This window comes from Lactobacillus bombicola, from assembly GCF_900112665.1.
Classification (GTDB): Bacteria; Bacillota; Bacilli; order Lactobacillales; family Lactobacillaceae; genus Lactobacillus; species Lactobacillus bombicola.
In genome coordinates this window covers 24962-43791 of record NZ_FOMN01000005.1, presented here as the reverse complement: position 1 = coordinate 43791, position 18830 = coordinate 24962, and the positions used below count along the sequence as shown (strand labels likewise).

Sequence of the window (18830 nt, the reverse complement as noted above, 5' to 3'; positions counted from 1 at the left end):
CTAATCTTCCTCAATTTCATCAGGTATTTCTTCGATAATATTGGCCAAAAAAAGGGCATGAAGCAAATTTTTTCTGACATCGATTATTTTAAAACTACGCACATAAGGTCTAGCAATTACTAAAAAATCAATCTGCGGGTTAATCGCCGCTTTATTTTCAGTCAGAACAGCTCTAATATACCGCTTAAGCCGATTACGAACCACAGCAGTATGCCCGACCTTTTTGCCCACTGAAATGCCCACCCGAAAATGTGCATTCTCAGGCTTATTTATTTTATAAATAACAAAGGCCCGATTTGCAACTGAATTGCCAGCTTGAAAAACTTGCTGAAAATCATTTTCAGTTTTAACTCGATAAGACTTTCTCAAAACGCTTCATTCCACTCTTTGATACTAAAAAAACCACTGGGATTTCAGTGGTTTAAGCAGATAAGACTTTTCTACCCTTTGCACGGCGTCTAGCCAAAACCTTACGGCCATTTGATGTGCTCATCCGCTTCATAAAGCCATGAACGCGTGAACGGTGACGCTTTTTAGGTTGGTAAGTTCTTTTAGTTGTCATTAAACTACACCTCCATTTTTAATATGCTAACTGCACAATTTAATAATTAGAATACCATGATTAAAGTAAAAAACCAAGTAAAAACGAAAAAAAGATAAAGTTAATCACTGGGCAGACAAATAATTGTTCAAGCAAGCTCGCAAAACTAATCATAGATACATTTATTATAGCAAGTCGTCCTTGCCGATTTGGATTGAAGGATAGTGCTCCAGCGTGGGCAAATCCGTGTCAAGCGGGCAGCTGTAAACCATGTAGTAATCGTCTTTTGCAGCCGCGGTTAGTTCCGCAAACTTCTGCCGGGCTTTTTGACAATTATGAGTCGCATAAACTACGCTAACCACACCTACTTTACCCTCAGCATCACTGCTACTGTGTTCGACACTGCCTCTCAATATTAACTTCAGGTTACCATCGTCTTTCAACCCTTGCTTAATATAGTCTTGTTCATTAATCAATCGCAATTCCTCCTCACTTAATAAACTTCATTATCATTTAATGATATTCAGCCAATAGTATAATGTCAAGCGCTTTCTTAGAAGTGCTTCAGGATAAAAAACGACACTTGATAGCCACTTCAATATAACTATCCGCTTTTATGCGGTATTGTATGTTCTCAAGACGTAATTAAGCTTATAAATAGTAGTAAAGACATTGACTAAGTATCCGAATTGAGGTGCCACCAATGACAACAAATGAATTATTAAAACAATATCGCCTGCGCGCAAACAAAACCCCAAGAGAATGAGCTGGAACAGCAATCAGTCCTTCTTTCTATTCCGAGGTGGAAAAGGGCCTCAATCGGATCACTGCCGATGACTTGATCAAACTTTTGGACTATAACGGCATCCCGGCTGCAGATTTTTTTGCAGAATTAAATCCAGAAAAGAAATTACAATATGAAATTACAATATGATCGTGAACAAGAGCTAATCAAATTGATGAACGATTCTTATTATCAAAACTCATGCAGTGAACTCACACGACTAAAGCGCATAATTACGCAAGGGAATCTGCCTCATCGCCAAGATTTTTTATTAATGATTAAAGATTATATTGCTTTAGTCACTGACACTATTACAGAATTAGATACTACAACTGAATCACTTATTTAAAGAAAAGATTTTCAATATCGCAAAATTTGACGACCTCTTCCTCCCTAATTGTTGTAATTTCAGACAGCTTTATGCACTAGATATTAACTACTAGAAAAATCAGTAAACAATTTCAGGCTAGTAATGACCTTAAAATTCAATAGCACTATTGGCGATTATTGTAAATACACTATTTCGCAGGCATGCAACCCATAACAAAATTGCAATAACGAATTTTATGTCTCATTTTAAACAGCCGCGCCCAGACATCGTTGTTAACATAAAGATCTGTAATTTTATCCACAATAAACAAGTCACAATGCTTTGCACAAGATTATGCACAATTCCCAACCTGTTAAAAAAATTATGCACAACATGTGGATATTTTGTTGTGCTATTTGGCTAAAGTCCTATTATTATAATAAAAATTATGCACAAGACAATATGCTAATAAACTTTTTCAAGTACTTATTTGAGCAAATCTTGTGTATTCCCATAAAATATTTATCCACATCTTGTTAATTCTGAATTCTTTTTATTCACTTGTGGAAAACATTTTTATTAGATGGTAAAATATACTCTGCTTAAGTTATCGGAGGGGTTTATTTTGGAGTTTGATATTAATGAATTTTGGGAGCATTTTAATACTGAAATGCATCAACGCTTTAACGAAGTCGCATATAATGCTTGGTTCAAACATACCAAGCCTATTTCTTTTGACCAGACCAGCCATGAATTAAAAATTGCCGTTCAGAATCCGGTAACCAAAGGTTATTGGGAAAAGAACCTATCTGCTCAATTAATTCAATCAGCATATGGTTATGCCAATATTGAAGTCATTCCGATTTTTCGAATTGAAGAAACTAGTAGCACCGAGCGTTTAGTTACACCGAGTTCACAGCCAAAGATGCCAACAGCTCAGACACAAAAGACCACACCTAATGCTTTTGTCCGCAATCTTAAATTAAACGAAAAATATACTTTTGATAACTTTGTCCAAGGTGAAGGAAACAAGTTAGCTGCTGGCGCTGCATTAGCAGTTGCGGATAGTCCTGGTAGTTTTTATAATCCACTTTTTATTTTTGGTGGTGTGGGATTAGGTAAAACCCACCTAATGCAGGCCATTGGTCATCAAATGTTAGCTGAACGTCCAAATGCCAAAATCGTCTATATTCAAAGCGAAACTTTTGTCAATGATTTTATTAATTCCATCAAAAATAAAACGCAAGATCAATTTCGGGAAAAATACCGAACTTGCGATTTATTATTAGTCGACGACATTCAGTTCTTTGCTAAAAAAGAAGGAATTCAAGAAGAATTCTTCCATACTTTTGAAACGCTCTATAACGATCAAAAACAAATCGTTATGACTAGTGACCGCTTACCAACTGAAATTCCCGATTTATCTGAAAGATTAGTTTCTCGCTTTACCTGGGGTTTGCAAGTTGAAATTACTCCTCCAGACTTAGAGACGCGAATTGCAATTTTACGCAAAAAAGCAGAAGCGGAAAACCTCACTATTGATGACAACACCTTAGATTATATTGCTTCACAAGTTGATACTAACATTCGGGAACTAGAGGGGGCACTGGTCAAAGTACAAGCACATGCCACAATTGAGCATGAAGATATTAATGTTAATTTAGCGCGTGAAGCATTGGCCGACCTAAAATTAGTACAAAAAAATCAAGGACTGCAAATTTCTAAAATTCAAGAAGTTGTTGCAAATTACTTTCAAACTTCAACTTTTGAGTTAAAAGGTAAGAAAAGAGTTCGGCAAATCGTGATACCACGCCAGATTGCCATGTATTTGTCACGTGAATTAACTGATTCTAGTTTGCCAAAAATCGGACAAGAATTCGGTGGTAAAGATCATACTACCGTAATGCATGCTTATGAAAAAATCAGCCAAGAAATTAAAACTAATTCAGATATTAAGACTGCAGTTTTTGATTTAAAGCAAATGCTCGATCACTAACTAAATTAATCCTTGTGGAAAAGATATTGACTTATACACAACTTCTTAACCGTACAAATTACGTTATTTTAGGGTCAACTTGCTTTTTCAACACAAATCACAGGACCTACTAATACTACTTAAATAAATATATAATTAATATATAAAGAAATTAGCCATTACAGGAGGCAACTATGAAATTTACTGTTAATCGAAATCTTTTTATCGATAATTTAAATAACGTCATGCATGCAATCTCTTCTAGAACAGCAATTCCTATTCTCAGTGGTATCAAACTTAACCTATCTGAAAATGAATTACTACTGACAGGTAGTGATACTGAAATATCAATTGAAATTCGCATTCCAGTCAGTGAAGATTTAAAAGTCGACTCTCCAGGATCAATTGTGCTACCTGCACGCTTTTTTAGTGAAATAATCAAACGGTTGCCAGGTAAGGAATTTTCACTAGAAGTAAAAGAAAGCTTTCAAACCCAAATTGTTTCCGAAAATAGCGAATTTACGATTAATGGATTAGATTCCAATACTTACCCAAGATTACCGGAAATTCCCGACAATTCCGCTTTTATAATTTCGGGAAAAACTTTCCGTGAAATTATCAATGAAACCCAATTTGCTGTTGCTACTCAAGAAAGTCGCCTCGTATTAACGGGCGTTCATTTTACCTTTAGTCCCAATAAAATTCATGCCGTTGCAACTGATTCACACCGCTTATCAAGTCGTGCTTTAATTTTAGATCAAGGTGCACCAACTGAAACTGATTTAATTATTCCAGGAAAAAGCTTATTAGAATTAGCGCGAATTATTGGTGAGACAGATCCTCAAATTAAAGTTTGTCCAGGTGAAAACCAAGTATTATTTGAAATTGGTAATATCTTATTTTATTCGCGGTTACTTGAAGGCAGTTACCCAGATACAGCTCGGTTAATTCCAACTGAAAGTACAACTCAAGTTGAATTTGATTTGGCTGAATTATCTAGTGCACTTGATCGAGCAAGTTTATTGACGCATGCTGGGCGTAATAACGTAGTTGATTTAACCTTAGATACAGAAAAGCAAAGTGCTAAATTATCGGGTGAGTCGGCAGAAATCGGTAATGTTGAAGAAAACGTAAGTTTTCGCAAACTCACTGGTAGCAATTTAAAAATATCATTTAACCCAGATTACTTACGTGATGCCTTGCGCGCGTCTGTATCTGATGCAGTAATTATGGAATTTACGCAACCTCTGCGTCCGTTTACTGTTAATCCAAATAAAACGGACATTGACTTTGTCCAATTAATTACCCCAGTTAGAACTTTTTAGAAAAAAGCCATTAAAAAAAGCTATTAATTTAAACTAATGGCTTTTTTTTGTATGACCTTGTTAAAATGGTCAAGATGGGGGCTGTATTTTATTTTTGAGTCCTTTACTATAAAATGTTTATTTTGAAAAACAGCGGTTATAGGGCTTTATATTGCCACTTAAGTTGTCTTTTAGTGATGAAACGAATATACTTAATAATAAGAAATATTAGAAGTTTATAGTGGTGAAGGTGGATATTATTAAGGAATTTAAAGTAAAGGGCGAATATATTACCCTGAGTCAATTTCTCAAAGAAGAAAGTATCATTTCATCGGGTGGACAAGCTAAATGGTACTTGCAGGAAAATCCGGTTTTTCTTAATGGAGTCAAAGAGAATCGGCGTGGTAAAAAAATTAGACCTGATGATCAAGTTAAAATAGCTGACGAAACATATAAATTTCGGTAAGCAACAAAAAGATGTACCTTAAGCATTTTATTGCGCAACATTATCGTAATTTACACCAATGCGATATTAATTTTGATCCTAACGTTAATATTTTTATTGGACAAAATGCGCAGGGAAAAACAAACTTGCTCGAAGCTATTTATTTTTTGGCATTAACTAGATCGCATCGTACAAATAACGACAAAGATTTAATTGCTTTTAAACAGGAGTATGCAAATATTTCAGGTCGTGTTTATAAAAGTCAGCTTGATTTGTCCTTGCGCGTCCTAATTACAAAAAAAGGTAAAAAAGCTTGGATCAATCGTATTGAGCAAGCCAAACTTTCTAAGTATGTTGGACAGTTAAATGCTATTTTATTTTCTCCTGAAGACCTAGAACTTATTAAGGGGGCGCCGGTTCTGCGGCGGCGTTTTATGGATCAAGAATTTGGCCAGATTGATGCGGAATATCTTTACTTTGCTGGTAAGTATAAGCAAGTATTACAGCAAAAAAATAATTACCTTAAGCAACTAGCTAGAGGTAGAACGAAAGATACTGTCTTCTTAGAGGTTCTATCTGATCAATTGGCTGGGGTAGCTGCAGAAATAATTGTAAGACGATTTAAATTTTTAAGATATTTGGATAAATATGCTAAAGAGGCTTATAAGCACATTAGTTCAAGTGGAGAGCTACTGCAAGTTACCTATAGACCTTCAGTTAGTGATATTACTAGTCATGACAGTTTAGAAGAAGTTTATCGTAAGTTGCGAGTTAGTTTTCAAAAAAATCAGACTAATGAAATTACGAAGGGAACGACTTTAAGTGGTCCACACCGAGATGATATTGAATTTGAATTAGATAATAAAGATGCTCATTTATATGGATCCCAAGGACAACAAAGGACAATCGCACTTAGTATTAAGTTAGCGGAAATACAACTAGTTCATCATTTAACAGATGAGTATCCGCTGCTTTTGCTTGATGATGTAATGAGCGAACTTGATCACAACCGTCAAAATGCGTTGCTAAATTATATTCATGGTAAAACGCAAACCTTTATAACAACAACAGATCTTGCAGGTATTTCCTGGGAAATAATAAAAAAGCCCAAAATATTTCGAATGAAGTCTGGAAAAATTTATTTAGAAGAAGGGAAATTGAATGGCCGATAATAAAAAAGAAAATATTGATCAAATTAAACAATACGAAAAAGAAGCTGATAAATATAATGCCAGTCAAATTCAAGTCTTAGGTGGACTTGAGGCTGTTCGTAAACGACCCGGGATGTATATTGGGTCAACTAGTTCTCAAGGATTACACCACTTGGTTTGGGAAATAATTGATAATGGTATTGATGAGAGTCTAGCCGGATTTGCCACTAAAATTGAAGTCACTATTAACGAAGATGGTAGTGTTATTGTTCAAGATGATGGACGTGGTATTCCGGTTGATATTCAAAAGAAAACAGGGCGTCCAGCATTGGAAACTGTTTTTACAGTTTTACATGCCGGTGGAAAATTTGGCGGTGGTGGATATAAGGTTTCTGGTGGATTGCATGGTGTTGGGGCATCGGTAGTTAATGCACTATCAACTAAACTTGACGTTACCACTATGCGTGATGGCCAGAAGTATTACATTGACTTTGACCATGGTCGGGTTAATACTGAAATGAAGCTTGCAGGAACTGTACCGTCGAGTGAGCATGGAACAATTGTTCACTTTTTCCCCGACCCAGATATTTTTACAGAGACTACTTCATTTGATGATCAGGTATTGAAAAATAGGATTCGCGAGTTAGCTTTCTTGAATAAAGGTTTGAAGCTAACCTTTACTGATCAGCGAAAAGAAAGTGCTGAAACTGATGTATATCACTTTGAAGGTGGTATAAAAGAATATGTTTCATTTTTAAATAAGGGTAATGACGTTCTATTTACTGAACCAATTTATGTTGACGGCACTTACAATGACATTAACGTTGAAGTTGCCTTGCAATATACTACTGGTTATAAAACGACATTAATGACTTTTGCTAACAATATCCATACTTATGAAGGTGGAATGCATGAGGCTGGCTTTAAGACGGCCTTAACGAGAGTAGTTAATGATTATGCCCATAAGACCAAGTTGCTAAAGGATAATGATGACAATCTTTCAGGTGAAGATATTCGGGAAGGCATGACTGCTGTTGTTTCAGTTAAGCATCCAAATCCACAATTTGAAGGACAGACAAAAACTAAACTGGGCAATTCTGACGCTCGAACTGCGGTTGATCATTCGTTTTCTGAAACTTTTAACAACTTTTTGTTAGAGAATCCGCAAGTTGCACGCAAAATAGTGGAAAAGGCGCAGTTAGCTGAAAGGGCACGGACAGCTGCTAAGCGAGCACGTGAAGTAACGCGGAAAAAATCGGGCTTAGAAATTGCTAATTTACCTGGTAAATTAGCTGATAATACCAGTAATGATCCCAGCATTTCTGAATTGTTTATTGTTGAGGGAAATTCTGCCGGTGGTTCTGCTAAGCAAGGTCGGTCGCGGTTGACCCAAGCAATTTTACCAATTAGAGGTAAGATTTTAAATGTTGAAAAAGCGTCAATGGATCGTATTTTAGCGAATGAAGAGATTAGATCTTTGTTTACAGCCTTAGGCACGGGTTTTGGCGCTGACTTTGATGTCTCTAAAGCAAGGTACCATAAGCTAATTATTATGACAGATGCGGACGTTGATGGGGCTCATATTAGAACCCTGTTGCTAACCTTGTTTTATAACTATATGAAACCAATGATTGAAAAGGGATATGTTTATATTGCACGTCCACCTCTATATCAGGTGCGCCAGGGTAAAGTAATCAGATACCTTGATACTGATGAAGAGTTACATGATTACCTAGGTAGTCTCCAGCCTAGTCCTAAGCCAACGGTGCAACGCTACAAAGGATTAGGTGAAATGGATCCAGAGCAATTGTGGGAGACAACTATGAATCCCGAAAATCGTCGCCTTGATCGAGTTAGTCCTGAATATGCTAAAAATGTAGATGAAGTTTTTGAATTATTAATGGGTAATGAGGTAGCACCACGACGTAAATTTATTGAAGAAAACGCTAAATACGTTGAAAATATAGATGCATAGGGAGGTTTAAATGGATAACGACAATCAAGGTCAGGATCATCGAATAAGAAATGTTGACTTGACTAGCGTAATGAATAGTTCGTTTCTTGATTATGCCATGTCGGTTATTGTGGCTCGAGCATTACCAGATGTTCGGGATGGCTTAAAGCCAGTGCAGCGCCGTATTCTTTATGGTATGAGTGAACTGGGAGTTACACCGGATAAACCATATAAAAAATCAGCTAGAATCGTGGGAGAAGTTATGGGTAAGTTTCACCCCCATGGTGATTCTTCGATTTATTTAGCGATGGCGCACATGGCCCAGGATTTTAGTTACCGCTACATGTTAGTAGATGGACATGGTAATTTTGGTTCGGTTGATGGTGATGAACCAGCCGCAATGCGGTATACTGAAGCCCGCATGAGTAAAATTGCGGTTGAAATGTTACGGGATATTAATAAAAATACGATTGACTGGCAGCGGAATTATGATGATTCTGAGAATGAGCCGATTGTTTTGCCGGCTAGAATTCCGAACCTTTTGGTAAACGGTACAAGTGGTATAGCAGTAGGAATGACAACTAATATACCACCACATAATTTATCAGAAGTTATTAAAGGGATACATATGGTGATGGACAATCCCGATGTTACGACTAAGGAGTTAATGAAAGCAATTCCTGGACCTGATTTCCCAACGGGTGGGACAATCATGGGTCGTAGTGGCATTTATCGTGCTTATGAAACTGGCCGTGGTAATATTGTCGTACGGGCTAATACTGCCATTGAAACTGAAAAGAGTGGCCGAGAACGGATTGTTGTAACTGAGTTACCTTACTTAGTTAACAAGGCGGAATTAGTTAAGAAAATAGCTGATTTGGCACGGGCTAAAACAATTGATGGTATAACTGGAGTTCGAGATGAATCCGATCAGACAGGAATGCGCCTAACTATTGATATTCGACGAGATGCTAGCGCAAGTGTTGTACTAAATAATTTATTTAAGTTAACGCAAATGCAAGCAAATTTTGGGATGAATATGGTCGCGATTGTTGACGGCGCACCCCATTTTTTAAGCTTAAAACAAATGCTTGAATATTATCTTAAGCATCAAGAAGATGTTGTTACCCGTAGGACAAAGTTTGAGCTGGGTAAAGCTGAAGCTAGAGCTCACATTTTAGCTGGATTGAAAATTGCTTTAGATCATATTGATGAAATCGTACGAATTATTCGACAGAGTGAATCGAGTGATATTGCCAAAGCAGCTTTGATTAGTCGTTTCGGACTTGATGATAAGCAATCACAAGCTATCTTAGATATGCGTTTAGTACGTTTAACTGGCTTAGAGCGCGATAAAGTTGAAGAAGAATATAAAGAATTGCAAGTTAGAATTGCTGATTATAAGGATATTCTAGCTCATCGGGAGCGAATTAATGAGATTATCTATGAAGAATTGTTAGAAACACAAAAACGTTTTGGGGATGAACGTCGCACTAAGATTGGTGATGGTGAAGTCATCTCAATCGAAGATGAGGATTTAATTGAAAAGCAGGATGTTTTATTAACTTTAACCCATAGTGGCTATATCAAGCGGATGCTCATTAATGAATTTAAAACGCAAAATCGTGGTGGTAAGGGCATCAAGGGAATGGGGATTAAAGATGGCGACTTTATTGAAAAATTAATGTATTCCAGTACCCATGACTTGTTACTATTCTTTAGCAATAAAGGTAAAGTTTATTCTAAGAAAGCCTATGAAATTCCTGAATTTAGTCGGACCGCTAAAGGCTTACCAATAGTTAATTTATTGCAATTGGAAAAGGGAGAAAAGATTGAAACAATTGTTAATATCCCTGAAGATGCGAATGATCAATATCTATTCTTTATTACTAAGTTAGGAGTTGTTAAGCGCACTCATGTTAGTGAATTTGCTAACATCAGAAATAGTGGGTTGATTGCGTTGACTTTGCGCGATGGTGATGAATTAACCAATGTTTTATCAACTGATGGTAAACAGGATATTTTAATTGGAACCCATTTAGGTTATGCAGTTCGCTTTAATGAAACCACAGTTCGTTCAATGGGTAGAACAGCTGCTGGCGTACGTGGTATTAACTTGCGTGCTAATGATTATGTAGTTGGATCTGGTGTTGTGAGTGATCAAGATGAAATTATGGTTATTTCTGAAAAAGGTTACGGCAAACGTACATCTGCTGCTGAATATCCAACTAAGGGGCGTGGCGGTAAAGGAATTAAAACTGCTAATGTTACTGAAAAGAATGGTCCCTTATCTGGCGTGACCGTAATTGATAGTACCCAAAATATTATGGTGATTACCAATGATGGTATTATGATTCGCTTTAAAATTGATGATGTTTCGCAAACTGGGCGTAGTACAATTGGGGTTCGCTTAATTAAAATTAATGCTGAAAATAAGGTGGCCAGTTTGGCAATAGTTCCAGCAGAAGAAGATCAAACAGTTGGTGAAAAAGAACGCCAAGATGAGGATATAAAAGACTAAGCCTCAACTATAAATTTTTAAAAAATTATCAGGCATTTTGACGTATTTATTCTATGAAGAGAGTAAAATCTTTTGTAGGATCACGTGAAGATAGTTTGGTAATTTTTTAGTATTGTGCTAAAATTAGAGATTGTGAGTAATAAATTGATTACTTTCCTTGTTCTTGAATTTTAGCAAGAACCATTTAGTCCAAAAGGAGGTGCACTAGTATGACAACTACAAAGTACGAAATAACTTATATTATTAAGCCTGATATTGATGAAGAATCAAAGAAGGCGCTAGTTGAAAACTATGATAAAGTTATTACCAATAATGGTGGTACGATGGTTGAGTCAAAAGACTGGGAAAAGCGTCATTTTGCATACGAAATCAACAAATATCGTGAGGGAACTTACCATATTATGGTTTTCACTGCTGATAACGCAGATGCAGTTAATGAATTTGATCGTCTATCTAAGATTGATACTGCTGTTTTACGTTCAATGACTGTTAAATTAGATAAATAGGCAAAAACTTTATCGTTTTCGTGATTTAGGAAAGGGGACCTATAGTATGATTAATCGAGTTGTACTTGTCGGCCGTTTAACACGTGATCCTGAATTACGTACTACTGGGAGTGGAATCTCGGTTGCTACGTTTACTCTTGCTGTTGATCGTCAGTATACTAACGCTCAAGGTGAGAGAGGAGCAGACTTTATCAGTTGTGTCATTTGGCGCAAGGCCGCAGAGAACTTCTGTAACTTTACGTCAAAAGGGTCACTTGTTGGTATTGATGGCCGGATTCAAACCAGAACATACGATAATAAAGATGGGCAAAGAGTATATGTGACTGAGGTTGTCGTTGATAACTTTTCACTGCTTGAATCACGCAAAGAGCGTGAAGCCCGTGGCCAAAATGGTGATTTTACACCGAATAATACCGGCAACTTTGGTAATCCAAATACCACTAGTTCGCCTAATATGGGAGCATCTAATCAAAATAACCCAATTAATAATCAGTCGGATGTAACGCAGGATCCGTTCGCTGGTTCGGGTGATACAATTGATATTTCGGATGACGATCTTCCATTCTAACTTTTAAAGAAAGGACCTAGGATATGGCTCAACAAAGAAGAGGCGGCCACCGTCGTCGTAAGGTTGACTTTATCGCAGCCAACCATATTGATTACGTTGACTACAAGGACGTTGATCTGTTGAAACGTTTTATCTCAGAAAGAGGTAAAATCTTACCACGTCGTGTCACTGGCACTAGCGCTAAGAATCAACGTAAAGTAGCTAAGGCAATTGAAAGAGCTCGCATTATGGGCTTGTTGCCATTTGTTACTGAAGATTAATTAGTCGAATAAAAATTTAAACGTACTAAGTTTTTGAAAACTTAGTACGTTTTTTAGTTAAGTATTAGAAAGTTTCTTATCCTGTAAATACAAGGTATAATAAAACTGATGTGTTTTACATTACTTTAGGAAGGATCTTACATGAAAGATTTTTTGCGTAATGAATTACCTGCTTTTGTTAAGGATTCACGGTTAACTGCTTCAGTAATTATCATTTTAGGTTTGTCTCTGTTAGGTAGTATTGTAGCGCTAATTATTAACCCTTTATTTGGGTTAGCGATGGGAGTAATTTTTATTCTTACGGTCGCGTGTGTTGTTTATGGTAGCTATATCCTTGCAGGTAATGCCAATAATTTTGCTGTCAATTTGTCTTATCGAATTAAGCGTAGTGAGCAAGAGGCGATGATTAAGATGCCACTGGGCATCTTACTTTATGATGATGACCGGCAAATTCAGTGGGTAAATCCATATTTACAACTTTATTTAAAAGATGAAGATTTAATTGGGCATACGATTAAATCAGTTGACTCAGAACTAGATAAGTTAATTGACGAGTCACTCAAAGCTAAAACTGCTGAAAATCATATCGTTAATTGGGATAGCCATGAATTTGAAATGGTTATTCAAGGTGATTTAAATGTGGTCTATTTACTTGATATTACCCGTTATGCCAAAATTGAGCAAAAATATAATAATGAATTATTAGTGCTTGGTCAAATCTTTATTGATAATTATGATGAATTAAGTGAAACGATGAGTGATCAAGAACTATCGACAACTAGTTCCTATGTACAAAATACTCTAAGTGAATATGCCAAAAATTATAATGCTTATTTAAAGCGAATTGATGAAGACCATTTTTTATTATTACTTCATATGCAAGATTTGACTAAAATGGAACAGGATAAGTTTTCAGTTTTAGACAAAATGCGCTTAGAAACTAGTCGTAATAATACTCCTTTAACCCTATCAATTGGAATAGCTTTTGGCAGTAGTTTGATTCTTGAGCTGGCCAATCAAGCGCAATCTAACCTGGATTTAGCTTTAGGACGTGGCGGAGATCAAGTGGTTTTAAGCCAACCAGGGCAAGCAGCGCGTTTTTATGGTGGTAAGTCTAATCCGATGGAGAAAAGGACGCGCGTAAGAGCGCGTATGGTCTCACAGGCAATTAGTGAGCTCTTTAAGGAAGCTGATCGGGTATTTGTGGTTGGCCATGCCTATCCTGATATGGATTCAATTGGTAGTGGCATTGGCGTGGTTAAGATTGCACGGCTGCACGGGGTGCAGGCTAACGTTGTTTTAGACTTAAATAAGACAAATTATGATGTTGGCCGGCTAGTTAATAAGTTGCAGCAAGCAAAGGAGAAGACTAATTTATTTATTTCAGCTAGTGCAGCCTTAGAAAATGTAACGGATAAGTCGGTATTAGTGATGGTTGATCATTCTAAATATTCGATAACCTATTCTAAAGAATTATATAATCGCTTGAAAAACAGAATTATTGTAATTGATCACCACCGCCGCGGGGAAGAATTTCCCGAAAATCCAATGCTAACTTATGTAGAACCATATGCTTCATCAGCTTGTGAATTGGTAACAGAAATGGTTGAGTATCAGCAGCCTAGTTCTGGCAAACGAGTCTTGACGGATCTTGAAGCAACCGCAATGCTAGCAGGGATTACAGTTGATTCTAAAGAATTTTCCTTGCGTACAGGGACCCGAACCTTTGATGCAGCGAGTTATTTGCGCTCAATTGGTGCTAGTTCTGTTGGGGTTAGCGAACTACTTAAAGAGGATATTGATAGTTTTTTAGAACGTACTCGTTTAGTTAGTAGCTTGAAAATGATCAAACCTCAGATGGCTGTTTTATGTGGACCTGATGATAAGATAATAGATCCAATTATTACTGCTCAAGCTGCAGATACAGCCCTTGATTTAAAAAATGTTGAGGCCAGCTTTGCGCTTACGCGTAGGAGTAAAGATACGATTGGTATATCAGCTCGATCAATGGGTGAAATTAATGTGCAAGTCATTATGGAAAAGCTGGGTGGCGGGGGGCACTTGTCTAATGCAGCTACCCAAATAAAAGATGTATCTGTGAATGAGGCACTTGCCAAATTGGTTGAAGCAGTGGATACTTATGAGCAAGAAAATGAATAGTAAAGGAGAAAACAATGAAAGTTATTTTTACTGAAGACGTTAGAGGTCGTGGGAAACGTGGTGAAGTAAAGGAAGTCCCTGATGGCTATGCCCAAAATTATTTAATTAAGAGAGGCTTGGCTAAGGCGGCTACTAAGGCCAATATGCATACTTTAGAGCGGGTTACTGCTAATGAAAAAGCTGCTTATGAAAGTGAAAAAGCTGAAGCTGAAAAAGTAAAGGCTCTTCTTGACCAAGATAAAACTGTAGTTAATTTTAAATCAAAGGCTGGGTCTGATTCACGTTTGTTTGGCTCAATTTCAAGTAAGCGAATTGTTGAGGGCTTAGAAGAGCAGTTTGGTATCAAGGTGGACAAGCGCAAATTAAACCTGCGTGAGCCAATTAAAACTTTAGGGTATACCAATGTGCCTGTTAAGTTATTTAAAGGTGTAGAGGGCAAAATTCGCGTTCATATTACTGAACAAGATTAACATGTTCAAGTGCAAGCTGATAAAAGTGGTTTTAATTAATGGATAATATTATTTCGCAACAGGTACCACATGATGATGGAGCGGAAAAAGCAGTTTTAGGCGCAATTTTTATTAATCCAGCGGCAATAGCTGATGCCAGTGCTGAAGTTCAACCAAGTGATTTTTATAAAAAGGCTAACCAATTAATTTTTCAGGCAATGATAGATCTATCTGATCGTGAAGATGAGATTGATCCGGTCACTCTGCAGGATGAATTAACTAAGAAAAATCAATTGGATGATATTGGCGGTATTGCTTATGTTTCTGACCTGGCAATGGCAACGCCAACAGCTGCTCATATAGTGTATTATGCTAAAATTGTCCATCGCAAGGCACTATTGCGGCGTCTTATTTCTGCAAGTCAAAAAATCATAACTAATGCGATGCAAGATTCAGAAGATGTAACTGATATTCTGGATAATGCAGAAAGCGAAATTATGAATGTTTCCTCTGAAAATAATGCTAATGGTTTTCGGGGAATTAAAGAAATTGTCAATTCAACGATTGAAGAGATTAATCAAATCCCTGAAGATGGTAATATGGTTACAGGGATGCCGACAGGTTTTGTCGAATTAGACAAAATGACAACTGGATTTCATAACGATGAGTTGATTATTATTGCAGCTCGACCAGGTGTGGGTAAAACTTCTTTTGCATTGAATGTGGCACAGTATGTGGGCTTGCATGTTCATAAAACAGTAGCCATGTTTTCTTTAGAAATGAGTGGGGAGCAACTTGTTCAACGGATGTTATCTTCTGAGGGGCTAATTAATTCGCAACATCTGCGAACGGGACAATTGGATGAGGAAGAATGGCAAAAATTAGTTGTTGCCTCAGGCTCCTTAGCAACTGCGCAAATTTATATTGATGACACTCCGGGCATTAAAATGAGCGAAATTAGGGCCCAATCAAGGCGGCTGGCTAAGGAAACGGGCGACTTAGGTCTAATAGTAATTGATTATTTACAATTGATTGAAGGTCCACGTAGTGAATCGCGGCAACAAGAAGTTTCAGCAATTTCTCGACAATTAAAAAAGCTTGCTAAAGAAGTTCATGTCCCAGTTATTGCATTATCGCAATTATCGCGGTCAGTGGAACAGCGTCAAGATAAGCGACCAATTTTATCAGATATTCGTGAATCTGGCTCAATTGAACAAGATGCGGATATTGTTTCATTTTTATATCGAGATGACTATTATCATGATGAGGATCAAGAAGACGGTCCCCAACAGAATAGTGATCTTGATAATGAAAATGGTGAAGTAGAGGTCATTATTGAAAAGAATCGTTCAGGTAGCCGTGGAACTGTAAAATTAATGTTTTCCAAACCGTATAATCGCTTTTCAAATCTCGATTATAGTCACGATCAACCACCAAAATGAGTAACAATATAAATTATATGTGTTATTTAATAAAGCTTTATAGTTTAATAGTGATAAAGAAACTTGTAAAAAATAAAGCGTTTTTAGTGACAATGATTATAATAAATTGTACTATTAAGAGGTAAACATATTATTTTCGCTAATTTTTTAGGGAAAGGACATAATATTATGGCTGATAAAGGATTAAAAGATAAATTAGCTGGTAAAGCTAATGAAGTTAAAGGAAAAATGCAACAAGTTGCTGGAGACGTTAAAGATAAGGCGCAAGAAGCAACCGAAAATGTAAAAGATAAAGTTGATGACGTTAAAGAAAACATGAAGAAGTAACGCTCAACTACTGAAAAGGCGAAGGACATATTTGTCCTTCGCCTTTTCATGTTTCATGTGAAACACTAATGATTTTTGTTTTTAACTTTTATTGGTAATTTAAGCTGGGGATGGTCTGAATCATAAAATTCATAAAATATGGGAGCTACTGCAGAATCGTTGCTTTTAGGGTAAAGTTCATAATTATTTGCCATTAAAGGTAAAGTCATATTGTTTTTATATGAAACCCAAATACTGGTAAAAATTTGGGAGAGCAATTTGCGTTCTTGCGGTTCAAGCGCCAGTAAAGCACGACTTAACCGATAAGTACCCACTAATTTATTGTTGGTCAGTTGATGTAACTCGTTGATATCCATGTTTTCAAATGCTTCAAATAAATCAGCAAAAGCTTCGCCGCGTCTTTCTTTAGGAATTGAATTATTAAAATTAATCAGTGCATGGCGAATTACCCGACTGCCTGCAGATAATCCTTCAGCTAAAGTAAAACTATCGCGAGCAACAGACCAACGACGTGGATCGTGTTGATTGCGCATGGGGGCAGTACTTTTAACAACTAAAGTTTGTTCAGGATGATCGAGCATAGCACCAAAAACTGATCCCTGTGGAATGTAAGTTTTCATCTGGGGTAGGGCACGTTTAAAACCGTCACTGGTATATACCTTACGAAAGAAGCCCGGGCCATCAAAATTAATTGCTTTGATAACTCTTTTTTGAATGTTGGCATCAACTGCACTTAGTGCATATTGAGCAAAATTTCCCCCTTTTGAATGACCTACAAGATAAATTCGCTTATCTGAAAATTGCTTAGCAATTGTTGTTAGATATTCAGCAGCAACATTTTGCCCATAAATTTCTGGCAAATAGTTCATGCGCATATCTTCTTTCCAGCCAATCATTGAACCATCAGTACCACGAAAGGCAATAACAATTGTGTTATCGTCAATAATAAATGTAGCTGCACTAAATTGGAGGGGGTGTGGTTCCTTCTCCAAGCGTGTAGTCCAGTCAAGAATTTTTATCTCACCTATGCGCGGGCTTTCAGCAAGTAATAAAATTTCAGCAGCAGTTTCGGAATGCATTTGATGTTGAAAAGAGGGTAAGCTCTGCAACTTTTTGGCTAACTCACCAAGTGTATGGTTAACAACAGAATTGTCGGCAGGTAAGTATGCTAGGGATGCTAATAAAGAGGCATCGACACTGTTGAACGGCTTTTCGGTAAATGGTAAGTCACCACGCCAACGTAAATAATCAAGTGAATTAGACATAAAATTACCCCTTTCTGATATATAACTACATTTTAAATTGATTTGGTCCGTAATGAAAAAATAAGGACAAAAAAACAATAGAATTAACTATTGCTTAATGTTTATTATTTAATGATTTACCCATTAGTTGTATAACTAATTCGTTTAATATCCGGATATTTGCGTAAAGCCATAATAATATTATTTTCATCAATATTATTATTAATAATGCCATCAACAACAAAGATAATTCGTTCATCACTGACATCCATTATTTTTACAGAAATACTTTCAACGTGATTAGCAGTCAACTCATGCTCAATTGTTTGTAGAATATGCGGTTTATTGACAGTTTCAATTTGAATATTAAAGCGAATATGACGAATAATTCTATCAATTAAATTATCATCATGAAACAGCATTTGTACGATAAACAAGAGCAAGGTAGCTGTAATACCTAGTAAATAAAGTCCAGAGCCGATGGCTGTCCCGATAGCTGCTGTAGCCCAGATACCGGCTGCAGTTGTTAGACCGGAAATTTGCTGCTTTTTTATTAAAATAGTTCCAGCACCGATAAAGGAAATTCCAGTAACAATTTGAGCAGCAATTCTTGAAGGGTCTAAGGCAATGTTAGACATCTTAAGTAGATCGTTAAAGCCATATTTAGAAATTATCATGAATAATGAAGATGAAAAGGCAACAACAATATGGGTTCTTACCCCTGCACTTTTTCTTTGAATAGCGCGCTCATAACCAATTAAAGCGCCGCATAAGGAAGCGACGATAATCCGCAATATCCAAGAAAATTCTGTAGCGAATGGTATTAAAATAGCCATTATATTCCTCCCTTTTTAAATCCAAATTTAATTATACGCTTAATAACAGAGAT

The 18830-nt window shown here is 36.6% G+C and carries 19 protein-coding genes; 14 read left to right on the top strand and 5 right to left on the bottom strand.

From position 1 onward, the window contains the following. The 3 genes from rnpA to BM203_RS05205 all read right to left on the bottom strand — a co-directional run bounded on the left by rnpA (nt 1) and on the right by BM203_RS05205 (nt 1017). Nucleotides 1–369: a ribonuclease P protein component gene (rnpA, locus tag BM203_RS05215; RefSeq protein ID WP_090093312.1), complete on the bottom strand. Its 369-nt coding sequence runs from the start codon at nt 367–369 to the stop codon at nt 1–3. 52 nt (nt 370–421) lie between these two features. Further along, the gene (gene rpmH, locus BM203_RS05210) at nt 422–562 is read right to left on the bottom strand and encodes a 50S ribosomal protein L34 (RefSeq protein ID WP_003549412.1); all 141 of its coding nucleotides are present in this window, start codon (nt 560–562) and stop codon (nt 422–424) included. Between the two features lie 164 nt (nt 563–726). Further along, nucleotides 727–1017 carry a hypothetical protein gene (locus BM203_RS05205; protein WP_228150085.1) on the bottom strand — a complete coding sequence of 97 codons (291 nt, stop codon included), beginning with the start codon at nt 1015–1017 and terminating at the stop codon, nt 727–729. Between the two features lie 441 nt (nt 1018–1458). Here BM203_RS05205 and BM203_RS05200 point away from each other — a divergent pair, with 441 nt between their 5' ends. The 14 genes from BM203_RS05200 to BM203_RS08325 all read left to right on the top strand — a co-directional run bounded on the left by BM203_RS05200 (nt 1459) and on the right by BM203_RS08325 (nt 16697). After that, nucleotides 1459–1674: a hypothetical protein gene (locus BM203_RS05200; RefSeq protein WP_090093310.1), complete on the top strand. Its 216-nt coding sequence runs from the start codon at nt 1459–1461 to the stop codon at nt 1672–1674. A 544-nt stretch (nt 1675–2218) separates the two neighbouring features. Next, a complete protein-coding gene (dnaA, locus tag BM203_RS05195) occupies nt 2219–3631 on the top strand; it encodes a chromosomal replication initiator protein DnaA (protein ID WP_090093308.1) in 1413 nt (470 codons plus the stop codon). 173 nt (nt 3632–3804) lie between these two features. Next, on the top strand, nt 3805–4935 hold the full coding sequence (gene dnaN, locus BM203_RS05190) for a DNA polymerase III subunit beta (RefSeq protein ID WP_090093307.1): 1131 nt from the start codon (nt 3805–3807) through the stop codon (nt 4933–4935). Between the two features lie 223 nt (nt 4936–5158). Further along, on the top strand, nt 5159–5380 hold the full coding sequence (gene yaaA, locus BM203_RS05185) for a S4 domain-containing protein YaaA (protein WP_165777840.1): 222 nt from the start codon (nt 5159–5161) through the stop codon (nt 5378–5380). An 11-nt stretch (nt 5381–5391) separates the two neighbouring features. Then, nucleotides 5392–6531 (top strand): DNA replication/repair protein RecF, encoded by a 1140-nt coding sequence (gene recF, locus BM203_RS05180; RefSeq protein WP_090093305.1) that lies wholly within the window; start codon nt 5392–5394, stop codon nt 6529–6531. Then, entirely contained in the window at nt 6521–8485 is a 1965-nt protein-coding gene (gyrB, locus tag BM203_RS05175) for a DNA topoisomerase (ATP-hydrolyzing) subunit B (protein WP_090093304.1), read from the top strand. Before recF ends, gyrB begins: the two co-directional genes overlap by 11 nt. Before the next feature lie 10 nt (nt 8486–8495). Further along, nucleotides 8496–10985: a DNA gyrase subunit A gene (gene gyrA, locus BM203_RS05170; protein ID WP_090093302.1), complete on the top strand. Its 2490-nt coding sequence runs from the start codon at nt 8496–8498 to the stop codon at nt 10983–10985. Nucleotides 10986–11194: 209 nt separating this feature from the next. Continuing rightward, nucleotides 11195–11491 carry a 30S ribosomal protein S6 gene (gene rpsF / locus BM203_RS05165; protein WP_090093300.1) on the top strand — a complete coding sequence of 99 codons (297 nt, stop codon included), beginning with the start codon at nt 11195–11197 and terminating at the stop codon, nt 11489–11491. Nucleotides 11492–11537: 46 nt separating this feature from the next. Next, nucleotides 11538–12059 carry a single-stranded DNA-binding protein gene (ssb, locus tag BM203_RS05160; RefSeq protein ID WP_090093299.1) on the top strand — a complete coding sequence of 174 codons (522 nt, stop codon included), beginning with the start codon at nt 11538–11540 and terminating at the stop codon, nt 12057–12059. Between the two features lie 23 nt (nt 12060–12082). Further along, a complete protein-coding gene (gene rpsR / locus BM203_RS05155) occupies nt 12083–12319 on the top strand; it encodes a 30S ribosomal protein S18 (RefSeq protein WP_090093298.1) in 237 nt (78 codons plus the stop codon). A gap of 141 nt (nt 12320–12460) precedes the next feature. Then, the gene (locus tag BM203_RS05150; RefSeq protein WP_090093296.1) at nt 12461–14479 is read left to right on the top strand and encodes a DHH family phosphoesterase; all 2019 of its coding nucleotides are present in this window, start codon (nt 12461–12463) and stop codon (nt 14477–14479) included. Nucleotides 14480–14493: 14 nt separating this feature from the next. Then, nucleotides 14494–14949, top strand: a complete 456-nt coding sequence (gene rplI, locus BM203_RS05145; RefSeq protein WP_090093295.1) for a 50S ribosomal protein L9 — start codon at nt 14494–14496, stop codon at nt 14947–14949. Between the two features lie 38 nt (nt 14950–14987). Beyond that, entirely contained in the window at nt 14988–16370 is a 1383-nt protein-coding gene (gene dnaB / locus BM203_RS05140) for a replicative DNA helicase (protein ID WP_090093293.1), read from the top strand. A 168-nt stretch (nt 16371–16538) separates the two neighbouring features. After that, the gene (locus BM203_RS08325; RefSeq protein WP_118895854.1) at nt 16539–16697 is read left to right on the top strand and encodes a YtxH domain-containing protein; all 159 of its coding nucleotides are present in this window, start codon (nt 16539–16541) and stop codon (nt 16695–16697) included. 65 nt (nt 16698–16762) lie between these two features. Here the strand turns inward: BM203_RS08325 and BM203_RS05135 are convergent, their stop codons facing one another. Further along, nucleotides 16763–17962: a DUF2974 domain-containing protein gene (locus tag BM203_RS05135; protein ID WP_090093292.1), complete on the bottom strand. Its 1200-nt coding sequence runs from the start codon at nt 17960–17962 to the stop codon at nt 16763–16765. Between the two features lie 116 nt (nt 17963–18078). Then, nucleotides 18079–18777 (bottom strand): MgtC/SapB family protein, encoded by a 699-nt coding sequence (locus BM203_RS05130; RefSeq protein WP_090093291.1) that lies wholly within the window; start codon nt 18775–18777, stop codon nt 18079–18081. Nucleotides 18778–18830: the final 53 nt, after the last annotated feature.

What these genes read in the sequence shown, in the direction of transcription:
- recF (WP_090093305.1), top strand. Translation starts at nt 5,392, where the DNA reads ATGTACCTTAAGCATTTTATTGCGCAACATTATCGTAATTTACACCAA.
- BM203_RS05130 (WP_090093291.1), bottom strand. Translation starts at nt 18,777, where the DNA reads ATGGCTATTTTAATACCATTCGCTACAGAATTTTCTTGGATATTGCGG.
- gyrB (WP_090093304.1), top strand. Translation starts at nt 6,521, where the DNA reads ATGGCCGATAATAAAAAAGAAAATATTGATCAAATTAAACAATACGAA.
- rpsF (WP_090093300.1), top strand. Translation starts at nt 11,195, where the DNA reads ATGACAACTACAAAGTACGAAATAACTTATATTATTAAGCCTGATATT.
- BM203_RS05200 (WP_090093310.1), top strand. Translation starts at nt 1,459, where the DNA reads ATGAAATTACAATATGATCGTGAACAAGAGCTAATCAAATTGATGAAC.
- dnaN (WP_090093307.1), top strand. Translation starts at nt 3,805, where the DNA reads ATGAAATTTACTGTTAATCGAAATCTTTTTATCGATAATTTAAATAAC.
- BM203_RS05150 (WP_090093296.1), top strand. Translation starts at nt 12,461, where the DNA reads ATGAAAGATTTTTTGCGTAATGAATTACCTGCTTTTGTTAAGGATTCA.
- gyrA (WP_090093302.1), top strand. Translation starts at nt 8,496, where the DNA reads ATGGATAACGACAATCAAGGTCAGGATCATCGAATAAGAAATGTTGAC.
- rplI (WP_090093295.1), top strand. Translation starts at nt 14,494, where the DNA reads ATGAAAGTTATTTTTACTGAAGACGTTAGAGGTCGTGGGAAACGTGGT.
- ssb (WP_090093299.1), top strand. Translation starts at nt 11,538, where the DNA reads ATGATTAATCGAGTTGTACTTGTCGGCCGTTTAACACGTGATCCTGAA.
- rpmH (WP_003549412.1), bottom strand. Translation starts at nt 562, where the DNA reads ATGACAACTAAAAGAACTTACCAACCTAAAAAGCGTCACCGTTCACGC.
- dnaA (WP_090093308.1), top strand. Translation starts at nt 2,219, where the DNA reads ATGGTAAAATATACTCTGCTTAAGTTATCGGAGGGGTTTATTTTGGAG.
- BM203_RS08325 (WP_118895854.1), top strand. Translation starts at nt 16,539, where the DNA reads ATGGCTGATAAAGGATTAAAAGATAAATTAGCTGGTAAAGCTAATGAA.
- rpsR (WP_090093298.1), top strand. Translation starts at nt 12,083, where the DNA reads ATGGCTCAACAAAGAAGAGGCGGCCACCGTCGTCGTAAGGTTGACTTT.
- dnaB (WP_090093293.1), top strand. Translation starts at nt 14,988, where the DNA reads ATGGATAATATTATTTCGCAACAGGTACCACATGATGATGGAGCGGAA.
- BM203_RS05135 (WP_090093292.1), bottom strand. Translation starts at nt 17,962, where the DNA reads ATGTCTAATTCACTTGATTATTTACGTTGGCGTGGTGACTTACCATTT.